The 13,767-nt window shown below is 71.2% G+C and carries 11 protein-coding genes and 1 tRNA gene; 5 read left to right on the top strand and 7 right to left on the bottom strand.

Annotation, left to right across the window (positions count from 1 at the left end):
• Nucleotides 1–4 precede the first annotated feature (4 nt).
• From ACYVIP_RS18135 to ACYVIP_RS18145, 3 genes are read left to right on the top strand one after another with little or no spacing between them, the layout of a single operon-like run.
• A complete protein-coding gene (locus ACYVIP_RS18135; RefSeq protein WP_460397702.1) occupies nucleotides 5–967 on the top strand; it encodes a 4-(cytidine 5'-diphospho)-2-C-methyl-D-erythritol kinase in 963 nt (320 codons plus the stop codon).
• 23 nt (nucleotides 968–990) lie between these two features.
• Complete coding sequence (locus tag ACYVIP_RS18140; RefSeq protein ID WP_460397704.1) at nucleotides 991–2,760, top strand: ABC-F family ATP-binding cassette domain-containing protein; 1,770 nt, start codon at nucleotides 991–993, stop codon at nucleotides 2,758–2,760.
• 20 nt (nucleotides 2,761–2,780) lie between these two features.
• Nucleotides 2,781–4,451, top strand: a complete 1,671-nt coding sequence (locus ACYVIP_RS18145) for a fatty acyl-AMP ligase (RefSeq protein ID WP_460397706.1) — start codon at nucleotides 2,781–2,783, stop codon at nucleotides 4,449–4,451.
• On the opposite strand, the gene ACYVIP_RS18150 is transcribed toward ACYVIP_RS18145, so the two are convergent.
• From ACYVIP_RS18150 to ACYVIP_RS18180, 7 genes are all read right to left on the bottom strand, one after another.
• A complete protein-coding gene (locus tag ACYVIP_RS18150; protein WP_460397708.1) occupies nucleotides 4,423–5,997 on the bottom strand; it encodes a DivIVA domain-containing protein in 1,575 nt (524 codons plus the stop codon). The genes ACYVIP_RS18145 and ACYVIP_RS18150 overlap by 29 nt on opposite strands.
• A 13-nt stretch (nucleotides 5,998–6,010) precedes the next feature.
• Complete coding sequence (gene pth / locus ACYVIP_RS18155) at nucleotides 6,011–6,601, bottom strand: aminoacyl-tRNA hydrolase (protein WP_460397710.1); 591 nt, start codon at nucleotides 6,599–6,601, stop codon at nucleotides 6,011–6,013.
• Nucleotides 6,602–6,655: 54 nt separating this feature from the next.
• Nucleotides 6,656–7,282, bottom strand: coding sequence for a 50S ribosomal protein L25/general stress protein Ctc (locus ACYVIP_RS18160; protein ID WP_460397712.1), 627 nt, complete (start codon nucleotides 7,280–7,282; stop codon nucleotides 6,656–6,658).
• A gap of 185 nt (nucleotides 7,283–7,467) precedes the next feature.
• Entirely contained in the window at nucleotides 7,468–8,448 is a 981-nt protein-coding gene (locus ACYVIP_RS18165) for a ribose-phosphate diphosphokinase (protein ID WP_460397714.1), read from the bottom strand.
• On the bottom strand, nucleotides 8,445–9,914 hold the full coding sequence (gene glmU, locus ACYVIP_RS18170; protein WP_460397716.1) for a bifunctional UDP-N-acetylglucosamine diphosphorylase/glucosamine-1-phosphate N-acetyltransferase GlmU: 1,470 nt from the start codon (nucleotides 9,912–9,914) through the stop codon (nucleotides 8,445–8,447). The genes ACYVIP_RS18165 and glmU overlap by 4 nt, the downstream gene beginning before the upstream one ends.
• A 52-nt stretch (nucleotides 9,915–9,966) precedes the next feature.
• Complete coding sequence (locus ACYVIP_RS18175) at nucleotides 9,967–11,670, bottom strand: GGDEF domain-containing protein (protein WP_460397718.1); 1,704 nt, start codon at nucleotides 11,668–11,670, stop codon at nucleotides 9,967–9,969.
• A 42-nt stretch (nucleotides 11,671–11,712) separates the two neighbouring features.
• Nucleotides 11,713–11,783: transfer RNA gene (locus ACYVIP_RS18180), tRNA-Gln, on the bottom strand.
• Between the two features lie 248 nt (nucleotides 11,784–12,031).
• Between ACYVIP_RS18180 and ACYVIP_RS18185 the strand changes: the two genes are divergently transcribed.
• Together ACYVIP_RS18185 and ACYVIP_RS18190 are read left to right on the top strand one after the other, a co-directional pair.
• A complete protein-coding gene (locus ACYVIP_RS18185; protein ID WP_460397720.1) occupies nucleotides 12,032–13,006 on the top strand; it encodes an acyl-CoA desaturase in 975 nt (324 codons plus the stop codon).
• A 157-nt stretch (nucleotides 13,007–13,163) separates the two neighbouring features.
• Nucleotides 13,164–13,763 carry a TetR family transcriptional regulator gene (locus ACYVIP_RS18190; protein ID WP_460398205.1) on the top strand — a complete coding sequence of 200 codons (600 nt, stop codon included), beginning with the start codon at nucleotides 13,164–13,166 and terminating at the stop codon, nucleotides 13,761–13,763.
• The last annotated feature ends 4 nt before the right edge of the window (nucleotides 13,764–13,767 follow it).

The following is a 13,767-nucleotide window of genomic DNA, read 5'->3' on the forward strand; positions in this document are numbered from 1 at the left end:
GCTGGTGCTCGCTGTAGTGCCCCGCCCGGTCACCGTCCGCGTCCCGTCCAAGGTGAACCTTCACCTCGCGGTCGGTGAGGTACGCAAGGACGGCTTCCATGAGCTGTCCACGATCTTCCAGTCGCTGTCGTTGACCGACGACGTGACCGTGGCGATCGCCGACGAGCCCGGGGTCGAGGTCCAGGGCGAGGGCGCGGCCGCGGTGCCCACCGACGGGGCCAACCTGGCCTGGCGGGCGGTCGAGGAGCTGGCCAGGTACGCGGGCAAGGACGCGGACGAGCCCAAGGTGCGGGTGCTGATCCGCAAGGGCATCCCGGTCGCCGGCGGGATGGCCGGCGGCAGCGCGGACGCGGCCGCGACCCTGCTCGGCCTCGCGAACCTGTGGAAGCTGGAGATCAGCCGGGACGAGCTGGCCTCGGTGGCCGCGGTGCTCGGCAGCGACGTGCCGTTCATGCTGCACGGCGGTACCGCGCTGGGCACCGGGCGGGGCGAGCGGATCGTCCCGGTGCTGACCAGGCACACGTTCCACTGGGTGATCGCGTTCGCCAGAGGTGGGCTGGCGACGCCGAAGGTCTACGCGGAGCTCGACCGGCTGCGGGACACCGGCGAGCCGCCGAGGGTGGGCGCGGTCGAGCCGGTGCTCGAGGCGCTGGCCGCTGGCGACGCGCGTCAGCTCGCGCTGCTGCTCGGCAACGACCTGCAGGCGGCCGCGGTGTCGCTGCGGCCGGGGCTGCGCCGGACGCTGCGCGCGGGGGTGAGCGCGGGCGCGCTCGCCGGCATGGTGTCCGGCTCGGGCCCGACCTGCGCGTTCCTGTGCGCGGATGCCGAGGACGCGGTGCGGGTGGCGGCCGAGCTGTCGGGTGCCGGCGTGTGCCGCACGGTGCGGGTCGTGCACGGCCCGGTGCCGGGCGCGCGCGTGGTGAACGACGACGAGCCACGCCCCCTCCCGCCGCAGGTGCACGCCTGAACCATCGGTACCGTGGACAGGTCATGGTCAACCTGGTCAATCTCGAGGCGGTCGGCAAGAGCTACGGCATGCGTCCGCTCATGGACGGCGTGTCCCTCGGGGTCGGCGTCGGGGACCGGATCGGCGTCGTCGGCCTCAACGGCGGCGGCAAGACCACCCTCCTGGAGATCCTCGCCGGCATCGTGCCGCCCGACAGCGGGCGGGTGAGCCGGGGCCGGGACCTGCGTCAGGCCGTGGTCACCCAGCGCACCGAGCTGCGGGACGCCACGACCGTGCGCGGCGCGGTGCTCGACCCGCTCGGCGTCACCGCCGAGCACGAGTGGGCCGCCGACCCGAGGATCCGGACGATCATGGACGGTCTCGGCATCACCGCGCTCGGTGTGGACAGCCCGGTCGCCGATATGTCCGGCGGGGAGCGCCGGCGGGTCGCGCTGGCCGCGGCGCTGGTGCAGGACCTTGACCTGCTGATCCTCGACGAGCCGACCAACCACCTCGACCTCGAGGGTGTCCGCTGGCTGGCCGAACACCTGGTCGCGCGCCGCACCGCACTGGTCGTGGTCACCCACGACCGCTGGTTTCTGGACACCGTCGCCACCCGCACCTGGGAGGTGGTCGGCGGGCAGGTCGAGCAGTACGAGGGCGGCTACGCCGACTGGGTCTTCGCCCGCGCCGAGCGCGCCCGGCTGGCCGCGACGCTGGAGGACAAGCGGCGCAACCTGGTGCGCAAGGAGCTGGCGTGGCTGCGGCGCGGTCCGCCCGCGCGCACGTCCAAGCCGCGCTACCGGATCGAGGCCGCCGAGACGCTGATCGCCGACGTGCCGCCGCTGCGGGACTCGGTGGAGTTGTTGGCCTTCGCCAAGCGCAGGCTCGGCCGGACCGTGCTGGAGCTGGAGGACGTCACCGTCACACTCGGCTCGCGCACGCTGATCGACGGGTTGACCTGGCGGGTCGGGCCGGGGGACCGGATCGGCCTGGTCGGGGTGAACGGCTCGGGCAAGACCACGCTGCTGCGGCTGCTCGCCGGAGACTTGACCGCGGCGTCCGGCAAACGGGTGCAGGGGCAGAGTGTGCGGCTGGCCTATCTCAGCCAGGAGCTGCACGACCTGCCGGGCTCGTTGCGGGTGCTGGAGGCGGTCGAGGAGATCGCGCGCCGGGTCACGCTCGGCAAGCAGGAGATGTCGGCCTCGCAGCTGGCCGAGCGGTTCGGGTTCCCGGCGGCCAAACAGTGGACACCGGTGGCCGACCTGTCCGGGGGCGAGCGGCGCCGGTTGCAACTGGCGCGGCTGCTGATGGCCGAGCCGAACGTGTTGCTGCTCGACGAGCCGACCAACGACCTGGACATCGACACCCTTCAGCAGTTGGAGGACCTGCTCGACGGCTGGGCCGGCACGCTGGTGGTCGTCTCGCACGACCGGTATCTGGTCGAGCGGGTCTGCGACTCGGTGTACGCGTTGTTCGGCGGCGGCCAGGTGACCCATCTGCCCGGCGGCATCGACGAGTACCTCGCCCGCCGCGACGCCACGCTGCGGCCCGAGGCCGTGCCGGTGCCGGCGACCGCGCCGGCCAGGCGATCGTCTGGCGCCGAGCAGCGGGCCGCGCGCAAGGAACTGGCTCGGTTGGAGCGTCGCCTCGACGCACTGACCAAGCAGGAGGAGACGCTGCACACCGCGCTCGCGGCGGCGGCGACCGACGCCGAGCGGTTGCTCGCGCTCGACGCCGAGCTGCGCGCCGTGCTGGCCGAGAAGTCGACGGTCGAGGAACACTGGCTTGACGTGGCGGATGCGGCCGAATAAGCCCATCTAGAGTTGAACGTATGAGTCGTTTCGTCGACAGGCTGATCGACACCGCCAACAGCGGTGGCCGGCAGCGTGGCGTCACCACCGGTGAGCCAGCTTCGCCCGTGCACACCACGTGGGCGGCCATCCACGAGCAGGCACGGGCGATGGCGGGCGCGTTGGTCGCCGGCGGGCTGGCCAGACACGACGCGGTGGCGGTGCTGGCCGCCGAGCCGGCGGCGATCGGACCGGCGGTGCAGGCGGTGTGGCTCGGCGGCGGCAGCGTGACGATGTTGCACCAGCCGACGCCGCGGTCGGATCTGGCGGTGTGGGCCGAGGACACCATGCGGGTGTTGAACATGATCGGCTCGAAGCTGGTTCTGCTCGGTGCGCCGTTCGACGGACTCGCGCCGGTGCTGGAGGAGCACGGCGTCGGCTTCCAGCTGATCAGTGAGCTCGCCGACGGGGTGCCGTTGGCGTCGGTCGTGGAGGTCGACGAGTCGGCGCCCGCGCTGCTCCAGCTGACCAGCGGGTCGACCGCCGACCCGAAGGCCGTGCGGATCACCCACGGCAACCTGTTGGCGAACACCATGGCGATGGCCGAGCGGGCGGAGCTCGACGAGCACCGCGACATCATGGTGTCGTGGCTGCCGATGTTCCACGACATGGGCATGGTCGGGTTCTACACGGTGCCGATGATGATGGGCATCGAGCTGGTGAAGGTCACGCCGGTGGACTTCCTCGGCGCGCCGTTGCTGTGGGCACGGCTGATCTCGAAGTACGGGGGCACGATCACCGCGGCGCCCAACTTCGCCTATGCGTTACTCGGCCGGCGGCTCGCCGGGACGGACGAGGAGTTCGATCTGTCGACGCTGCGGATCGCGCTGAACGGCGCCGAGCCGATCGACGAGAAGGCGGTGGCGGCGTTCGTGGCCGCCGGCGCCCGGTTCGGCATGCCGGCGGAGTGCGTGTTCCCGGCGTACGGCATGGCGGAGGGCACGTTGGCGATTTCCTTTGCCCGGCCGTTCATCGGGTTGCGGCTGGACTATGTGGACGCGGAGAAGCTGGAGTCGGAGAACCGCGCGGTGCCGGTCGATCCGGCGAGTGCGACGCGGTCGTTCGCGGTGCTCGGTCCGGCGCTGGACGGTTTCGAGGTGACGATCGTGTCGTCGTCCGGTGTGGTGCTCGGTGATCGTGCGGTGGGGGAGATCCGGGTGCGGGGCGACTCGGTGACGCCCGGATACCTGACGGTGGACGGGCCGCTGGCGACCCAGGACGCGGACGGCTGGCTGTCGACCGGGGATCTCGGGTACACGGTGGACGGTGAGATCGTCATCTGTGGGCGGGCGAAAGACGTGATCATCTTGGCCGGCCGCAACATCTACCCGACGGACATCGAGCGCGCGGCGTCCACTGTGGAGGGTGTGCGGGCGGGTAACGCGGTGGCGGTGCGGTTGGACGCCGGGACGCGGCGGGAACGGTTCGCCGTGGTTGTCGAGTCCAAACAGGCCGGTGAGCAGGCGGCGGAGAAGGTGCTGCGCAAGGAGGTCGGCGCACGGGTCTTCGAGGCGGTGAACGCGCGGCCGGTGGCCGTGGTGGTGTTGGCGCCGGGGACGTTGCCCAAGACCCCGTCGGGCAAGCTGCGCCGGGCGGCGGCCGGGGAGCAGGTCGCCGACCAGATCAGAGCTCGCGGCGGCGAAGCTCGCTGACCCAGGCCAGCCGGAGGGCTTCGATCGCGCCGGCGTGATAGCCCTGGCCGATGAAGAAGGTGCGGGAGAGTTTGAGGGTGGCGATGTCGTCGGCGCGGGGGCCGTCGGGGTCGGTGGCCGCGGTGATGAGCATGGTCATCAGGCGTTCCACGTCGCCGGGGCGGTAGCCGCGTTCGCCGGGGGGTGCCGGGGGGAGCGGTAGGGCGAGCAGGTTCGCGTCGTGCGGCAGGGCGGTGTCGGGCGCTGGCTTTCCGGCGAGTGCCGGCGACTCGACGGGTGATGTGCTGGCTGGTTCGCTGTCGGCCGCGGGCTGAGGGGCGTCGGGCACCGGTGTGGTGTCCTGCGGTTCAGGCGGCGTGGCGGTACCTGATGGCGCGGTGGCGGACGCCTCGGCAACGGGTGCTTCGGCCACCGGTGCGACTGGCCGTGGCGGGACGGGTGTTTCGGTCGTTGGCGCCGCGGCCGGGGCCGGTGGTTCGACTGTTGGCGGCGCGGCCGGGGCTGGGGTTTCGACTGTTGGCGGCGCGGCCTGTGGTGGTGAGTCCGCTGGTTCGGTCGCGGGTGCCGCCGATGTCCTCGGCACGGGTGCCGGTTTCGCGGCGGCCGTTGGCAGGATGTCGGCTGGTTCGGCAGTTGGCGGTTCGGTTGCCGACGGCGCAACTGATCGCGGCTCGGCGACCGCTGCTGCCGGCGATGCCGCTGGTCGCGGCAGATTCGCGGTGGCTGTTGGCAACGTGGCGGCCGGCGGTTCGGTTGCCGATGACTCGGGCGTTCGCGGTTCGGTGACCGGTGATGCGGCCGTTGGCACCGAGGCGGCCGGAGATTCTGCCGCTGGCTGGGGAGCCTTGGTGGCCGATGGCTCGGTCGCTGGCCTCGGCAGCACTGGCGGTTGGGCCGCCGGCGGTGCGGCCGGTCGTGGGGGCCCGAACGGCGGTCCGAACGGTGGCGCGGTAGCTGATGCCTGGCTGGGGGGATCCGTCGCCGGCGGCGCGGCCACGCCTGGCGGACTGACTGGCGACTCGGCGGCTGGCGCCGGTGCCGCCGGTAGCCGCGGCGCGCCCGTCGGGCTGCCGGCGCCAGGCACATCCGCACCCGCCGGTCCAGGCCTCGGCGCGGGACCAGGACCACCAGGCCGCGGCGCATCCGCCGGTGCCCCAACAGCCGGCACGTTTCCAGGCCGTGGATGCGGCGTCGGCGCCAGCGCGGCCGGCGCACCGTTGCGCGCCTCCGGCCTCACCGCCCGCAACATCGGCGTCGTCGCCGACGCTGGTTGGGCTCGGCGGACCAGTTCGGCCTCCACCAGGTCCAGGAAGTCGTCCACCTGGTCCTCGTCGTAGCCCCGGCGGATCAGCGGCGCGCTGTCGAACACCACCTCGCGGACCTCCCGCGCGGTCAGCGAGTCCTCTCCGGACAACGCCGCCTGCACCCGGTCGAGGAAGTCGTCCACCTGATCCTCGTGATACCCACGACGGCCAAGCGGCGCGCGATCGAACGTGACGCAGTCGACCACGATCGAGGTCAGCGGAACCTCGTCCGGTTGCTGCATGTGCGCCTCCCGCTCAGCGCGTGTGGAACAAGTTCTGCGCCGCTTCCAACCCTTTGCCTACCAACGCTTCCGTCGCGTCGGCACACCGGTCCACATGGAACGCCAACTCCTTGCGTTCCACCCCGGCGAAGTCACGGAGCACGAAGTCCGCCGGATCCATCCGTCCCGGCGGCCGGCCGACACCGAATCGCACCCGCAGATAGTCCCGCGTCCCCAATGACTTGGTGATCGAGCGCAGACCGTTGTGGCCGTTCTCGCCACCGCCGAGCTTGAGGCGGACGCTGCCGTACGGCAGGTCCAGCTCATCGTGCACGACAATCAGCCGCTCGGGGGGCACCTTGAAGAAACGCGCGGTCCCGACCACCGGACCGCCGGACACGTTCATGAACGAGCGGGGCTTGGCCAGCGCGACCCGCGCGCCTTCCAGCCTGCCCTCGAGCACATCGGCCCCGGCCTTGTGCGTCTTGAACCGGCCGCCCATCCGCGCGGCCAACTCGTCAGCCACCAGGAAACCGATGTTGTGCCGGTTGCCGACATAGCGCGGCCCCGGATTACCCAGGCCGACAACCAACATCGGCGCGTCGTCGTTCGGTGGCTCCGACATGGACCCTCACTGAAAACAAGTCCGGGCGTCCCGGTCAGGACCGCCCGGACCGGGTCAGCTCTCGCTCGGCTCGTCGCCGGCTGCCTCGTCCGCGGCCGGCTCGGCGCCCTCGGCTGCCTCGCCTTCCATGTCCGCGGCGGTCGGCGCGACGTTGATCGCGATGACCAGGGTCTCCGGGTCGGTCACCAGCTCCGCGCCCGCGGTCAGCTTGACCTCGGACGCCAGGATCTGGGTGCCGCCGACGGCGCCCTCGATCGACACCTCGAACTGCTCGGGGATGTGCAGCGCCTCGACGGCCACCTGCAGCGTCGACGCGTCCTGGGTGACCAGCGTGCCCGGCTGGGCCTCGCCGACCAGCACCACCGGCACCTCGACGGTGACCTTCTCGCCCTGCTGAACCAGCAGCAGGTCGACGTGCTCGATGTAGTTCTTGATCGGATGCGTGGTGACCGTCTTGGTCAACGCGAGTTCACTCTTGCTGTTGATGTCGAGCGTGAGTACGGCGTTCTGTCCGTGTTCACGGACGACGCGGGCGAACTCGAGCGCGGGCAGGGCCAGGTGCTTGGGCTCGGAACCGTGGCCGTACAGCACCGCGGGGATCTTGCCGTCGCGGCGGGTGCGGCGCGCGGCGCCCTTGCCGAACTCGGTACGTGGCTCGGCGGCGAGACGGACCTCGGACACGGTGGTGCTCTCCTTGCTGAAGCTAACTTCGAAATTGACTCGGGCGGCGGCGGCCAGCGGCGACGGGCATACACACGCGCGGCAACTAAGCCGCCGCGTCGATCACGCCAGGCGTGAAGCCTGCCCTCGCCGAGGCAACCTCAACAGTTTACGTGGAGCTTTCGCGCGGCCTCCCTTGGGGCCACTCAGGCGTTGCCGTCGAACAGACTGGTCACCGAGCCGTCCTCGAAGACCTCCTGGATCGCCCTGGCCAGCAGCGGGGCGATCGACAGCACCGTCATCTTCGGAAACCGCTTCTCGTCCGGGATGGGCAGCGTGTTGGCGAACACGACTTCCTTGGCCCCGCACTCGGACAGCCGCTGCGGCGCCGGGCCGGAGAGCACCCCGTGCGAGGCCGCGACCACCACGTCGGTCGCCCCCTCGGCGAGCAGTTGGTCCACCGCCTTGGCGATCGTGCCGCCGGTGTCCACCATGTCGTCGATCACCACGCACAACCGGCCGCGGACCTCGCCGACCACGCGGTTGGCGACGACCTCGTTCGGCCGGTTGGGATCGCGGGTCTTGTGGATGAACGCGATCGGCACACCGCCGAGGTCGTCGGCCCACTTCTCGGCCAGCTTGGTGCGCCCGGCGTCGGGGGAGACCACGGTGACGTTGTCGTAGCCGTAGGTCTCCTTGACGTACTTGGCCAGCAGCGTCTGGGCGAACAGGTGGTCCACCGGGCCGTCGAAGAAGCCCTGGATCTGCGCGGTGTGCAGGTCGACGGTCATGATCCGGTCCGCGCCCGCGGTCTTGAACAGGTCGGCGACCAGCCGCGCGGAGATCGGCTCGCGGCCCTTGTGCTTCTTGTCCTGCCGCGCGTACGGGTAGAACGGCATGATCACGGTGATCCGCTTGGCCGACGCCCGTTTCAGCGCGTCCACCATGATCAGCTGCTCCATCACCCACTGGTTGATGGGCGCGGTGTGGCTCTGGATCACGAAGGCGTCGCAGCCGCGCACCGACTCCTCGAACCGGACGAAGATCTCGCCGTTGGCGAAGTCGTAGGCCGACTGCGGGGTGATGCTGATGTTGAGGTGCTTGGCCACCTCTTCGGCCAGCTCTGGGTGCGCCCTGCCGGAGAAGAACATCAGGTTCTTCTTCGGCACCCCGGACTTCGCGTTCATGTCTCCTCCTCGGGAGCCGACTCGAGCGCCCGCCGCGCGGCCTCCGCCGCCGGCGTTCCGGGCCTGCGCCGCGCCACCCAGCCCTCGATGTTGCGCTGCGCCCCGGCCGACACCGCCAGCGCGCCGGGCGGCACGTCCGCGCGCAGCACCGTGCCCGCCCCGCTGTACGCGCCGTCGCCGACGGTGACCGGTGCCACGAACATGTTGTCCGACCCGGTCCGCACGTGTGAGCCGACGACCGTCCGGTGCTTGGTCACGCCGTCGTAGTTGACGAACACGCTCGCCGCGCCGATGTTGGACTGCTCACCGATCGTGGCGTCCCCGACATAGGACAGGTGCGGGACCTTCGACCCCGTGCCCACCTGGGAGTTCTTCACCTCGACGAACGTGCCGATCTTGGTGCGCTCGCCGAGCAGGGTGCCCGGCCGCAGATAGGCGAACGGGCCGACGCTGGCGCCGTCGCCGATCTCGGACTCGCGCCCGTGGGTGCGCGTCACGCTCGCGCCCGCGCCGACGGTGACGTCGGTGAGCGTGGTGTCCGGGCCGAGCACGCTGCCCTCGCCGACCGTGGTCGCGCCGCGCAGCTGCACGCCCGGCTCGAGCACGACGTCGCGGGCCAGCTCGACCTCCGCGTCCAGCCACACCGTCGCCGGGTCGACCATGGTCACGCCCGCGCGCATCCAGCGCTCGCACAGCCGCCGGTTGAGCACCGCGCCGAGCGCGGCCAGCTGCACCCGGTCGTTCACGCCCTCGACCAGCCACGGGTCGGCGCACGTCCACGAGCCGACCCGGTGGCCGTCGGCGCGGGCGATGGCCAGCACGTCGGTCAGGTACTGCTCGCCCTGGGCGTTGTCGGTGGACAGCCGGCCGAGCGCGTCGGCGAGCACCGCCGCGTCGAAGGCGTACACCCCGGAGTTGATCTCGCGGATCGCCGCCTGCTGCTCGGTGGCGTCCTTCTGCTCGACGATCGCGGTGACCGCGCCGTCGGCGTCGCGCACGATGCGGCCGTAGCCGGTCGGGTCGGCGACCGCGGCGGACAGCACGGTGACCGCGTTGCCGGCCGCGCCGTGCTCGGCGAGCAGCGCGGCGAGCGTGTCGGCGTCCAGTAACGGCGCGTCGCCGTAGGTGACCACCACGGTGCCGGTCAGCCCCGGCAGCTCGGTGAGCGCGCAGCCGACCGCGTGCCCGGTGCCGTGCTGCTCGGCCTGCACGGCGACGGTGATGGTCGCGTCGATCGCCTTGGCGACCTCGTGCAGGTGCTCGGTGACCTGCTCGCGGCCGTGGCCGACGACCACGGCCATGCGTTGTGGGGACAGCCCGGCCGCGGCGCGCACGGCATGTTCGACCAGGGTGCGGCCGGCCAGCCGGTGCAGCACTTTCGGCACGGCGGAACGCATTCTGGTGCCCTCGCCGGCGGCGAGGATGATCGTGCTGATTTCGCCGAGCCCGGTTGAGCTCTCGACCATCAGCTCACTCCTCTGGCGTGATCGAATGTGCGAAGACCTGAGGAAATTGATCCTACGTTGCTTCTGGCGACACCCTCGCGGGGTCGGGGTCCTCCGCGGTGCCCGGCTGCTCGTCGCCCTCGTCGCCGGTGACCGCGACGACGTCGTTACCGCCCTGGCGTTTCGCCTGGTACATCGCGGCGTCGGCGCGGGCGAGCGCGCGGGCGGTGGTCTCGTCGGCGCGTAAGGACACCACCCCGACGGACAACGTCACCCCATGGGAGAGATCGCCCGGTAGCGCGGCCACCGCGTCGGCCGCCCGGCGCAGCGCGGCCGCGGCCGGCTGCAGCGGCGCGCCCGGCAGCAGCACGATGAACTCGTCGCCGCCGTAGCGGGCGACCATGTCGCTGCCGCGCAGGGTGTCCCGCACGGTGCTGGCGATCACCCGCAGCACGTCGTCGCCATCGGCGTGGGACAGCTCGTCGTTGACCGCCTTGAAGCCGTCCAGGTCGACCAGCGCGATCGCCAGCGGCCGGCCGTCGGACAGCTCGGCCAGCCGCTCGTCCAGCGCGCGGCGGTTGGGCAGACCGGTCAGCGGGTCCTGCAGCGCCTGTTTGGCCACGGTGCCGTGCCGGCGGGACAGTCGCTCGTGCTCACGGCGGGTGTCCAGGGCCGCCACTCGGGACTCGCGCATGTCCCACAGCTGGGTCTCCAGCTCGCCGACGTAGTGACGCAGCGCGCTGGCCGACAGCTCGGCGTTCTCGTCGGCGGCGCACAGCCGGGAGAACTCGCGGATCAGGCACAGCAGCAGCGCGGGCTCGGAGACCTGGTCGTCGAGGCGTTCCATCACCGACGCGAGGGCGTCGACGGCCTCGCCGATCCGGCCGTCGGCCTCCAGGCAGCGGGCCAGCGCGATGGCGACGAAGAACAGCTCGCGCGGCGCGGCCAGCTCGAGCAGGTGGGTGAGCCGCTCGACGTGCGCGCCGGCGGGGTCGGCCAGCGCGTGGGCCGCGCCGACCACGGCGATCTGGTCGATGGCCGGCCGGTCGGTGCGGCGCGGGAACAGCGACTCGCGGAACGGCGCCTCGACGTCGGAGGCCATGGCGGCGGCCCGGACGAACCGGGGGGTGGCGTCCTCGCCGATGCGCTCCAGCCGTAAGCCCCAGCTCAGCTGCATCCGGCAGACGGTGATCAGGTGCACCGCGATGTCGTGCGGGCCGGCGCTGCGCCGGATGTGTCGATGCGCGCGGCGCATCACCTGGTCGCCGACCTCGTACACGCCGAGCTCCATCAGCACCAGGCCGAGGTCCATCAGGGTGGAGGCCATCAGCACGTCCCACACCCGGGGGCCGAACAGCCTGTCCGGCGGGACCTGCTCGTCGAGCATCGCGAGACCGGTGGCGGCCTCGGTGAGCGCCAGGTCCTCGTGGCCGGACAGCAGCAGCCACTTGGCCCGCAGCGCGTGCGCGTCGGCCTGCAGCACCAGCAGGTCGTAGCGTTCGGAGTGGGCGAGGAACTCGTCGATGATGCGTTCGGTGGCCTCGGCGGTGGCGTCGTTGACCCGGATCACCGCCGCGGCGCGCAGCAGCTGGCCGACCATGCGTGGCTCGCCCCGGCGGCGGACCTCCTCGAGGATCCGGTCGACCTCGTGGGTGTGCCGCGTGCGCACGCCGCGCTCCCGCACCTGGGCGATGGCGAGCAGTTCCCGTGCCCGTCCGACGAGCCACGCGTCAGAGCGTTCGTCCAATGCCGGTAGGTCGACCTCGCCGCCGTCCACGCCTGGCTGCCACCTTCGGGATTGAATTGGTCGCTGAGGCAGCTCCGCCGCCAGGGATCGAACCTGGACCATCAGAACCAAAATCTGAGGTGCTGCCTTTACACCACGGCGGAACGGAAAGCTGTGTGTCGCACACAGCCCACGGGTGGACATCGTGGCATGGCTGCCCGGTGGGGGGCAGTGGTACCCGGGGAACTGGTGCCAAGCGCGTCCATTCGAGTGTGAGCTGGATCACGGACAGTGCGCACCGGCTGGGGTCTGGACCATGTGGATCGGTTGTACTTACGCTGTCGTAGGTTACGACACCGTAGGTGAGGCTGGCCTTACCGATGAGTAATGTCCGAGAGTGATTGAGGTACGCATGACGACGACCCTCGAGGAGACCTCCGGCGCCGGCTCGCCCGAACCGAAGGGGCCCAAGGGACCGAAGCCGATCATCACGGGGAAACGCCACCGGTGGAGCCAGTTCGGTGTCTACGTGTTCATCCTGGTGCCGTTCGCGGCGTTGATCGCCGCGGTGCCGCTGGCCTGGGGCTGGGGCCTGAGCTGGCTGGACGTCGGGTTGGCGGCGTTCTTCTTCTACTTCAGCGGACACGGGGTGACCGTCGGCTACCACCGGTACTTCACCCACGGCTCGTTCAAGGCCAAGCGGCCGCTGAAGATCTTCCTGGCCATCGCCGGCAGCATGGGCGTGCAGGGGCCGCCGATCACCTGGGTCGCCGACCACCGCCGCCACCACGCGTTCTCCGACCGTGAGGGCGACCCGCACTCGCCGTGGCTCTACGGCACCTCGCCGCTGGCGCTGGCCAAGGGCTTCTGGCACGCGCACATGGGCTGGGTGTTCGACGGGGACATCACCAACAAGGAGCGGTTCGCGCCGGACCTGTTGGCGGACAAGGACATCGTCCGGGTCAACAGCCTGTTCTGGCTGTGGACGGTGCTGACCTTCGGGCTGCCGGCGCTGATCGGCGGGCTGGTCACCTGGTCGTGGTGGGGCGCGTTGACGGCGTTCTTCTGGGCCGGGTTCGTGCGGGTCGCGATCCTGCACCACGTCACCTGGTCGACGAACTCGGTCTGCCACATGATCGGCGACCGGCCGTTCGTGAGCCGGGACAAGGCGGCCAACTTCTGGCCGCTGGCGATCCTCAGCTTCGGCGAGTCCTGGCACAACCTGCACCACGCCGACCCGACCTGTGCCCGGCACGGGGTCAAGAAGGGCCAGATCGACACGTCCGCGCGGATCATCTGGATCTTCGAGAAGTTCGGTTGGGTGCACAACGTGCGCTGGCCGACGCCGCAGCGGCTGGCGAAGATCAGCGCGGGCGCGGAGTCGTAGCAGCCAGTAGCCCGGTCCGGTCACGAAGTGCCGGCGGTTGCCCGTAGGGTGACCGGGACGGACCTTCCCGGATCGGGGGCTGATGGCTGCCAGGCGGCGTGAACGCGGCAGGTCGGCGCCCGACCAGCGTGGTGGGGCGCCGGTGGCGCGGGTGCGCATGACCGGCGAGGAGCGGCGCCAACAACTGTTGGACGTGGCCAGGTCGCTGTTCGCGGAGAAGGGCTTCGACGGGGCGTCGGTCGAGGAGATCGCGCACCGGGCGAACGTGTCCAAGCCGGTGGTCTACGAGCACTTCGGCGGCAAGGAAGGCGTCTACGCGGTCGTGGTCGACCGGGAGATGCACTACCTGCTGTCGTCGATGACCTCGGCGTTGGCCGAGAACGCGCACCCGAGGCTGCTGCTCGAGCGGGCGGCGGTGACCCTGCTGGACTACGTGGAGAGCTCGGCCGACGGGTTCCGGATCCTGGTGCGCGCCTCCCCGGTCGCGTCCTCGACCGGCACGTTCTCCAGCCTGCTCAACGACATCGCCTCGCAGGTGGAGAGCATCCTCGGGCTGCAGTTCAGCTCACGGGGCTACGACCCGGCGCTGGCCGCGCTCTACAGCCAGGCGCTGGTCGGGATGGTCGCGCTGACCGGCCAGTGGTGGCTGGACGTGCGCCAGCCAGGCAAGGACGAGGTCGCCGCGCACCTGGTGAACCTGTCCTGGAACGGCCTACGCCACCTTGAGGACCGGCCCGAACTCCGCGAGGCCCACTGAGAGG

The organism is Actinophytocola sediminis, from assembly GCF_054779715.1.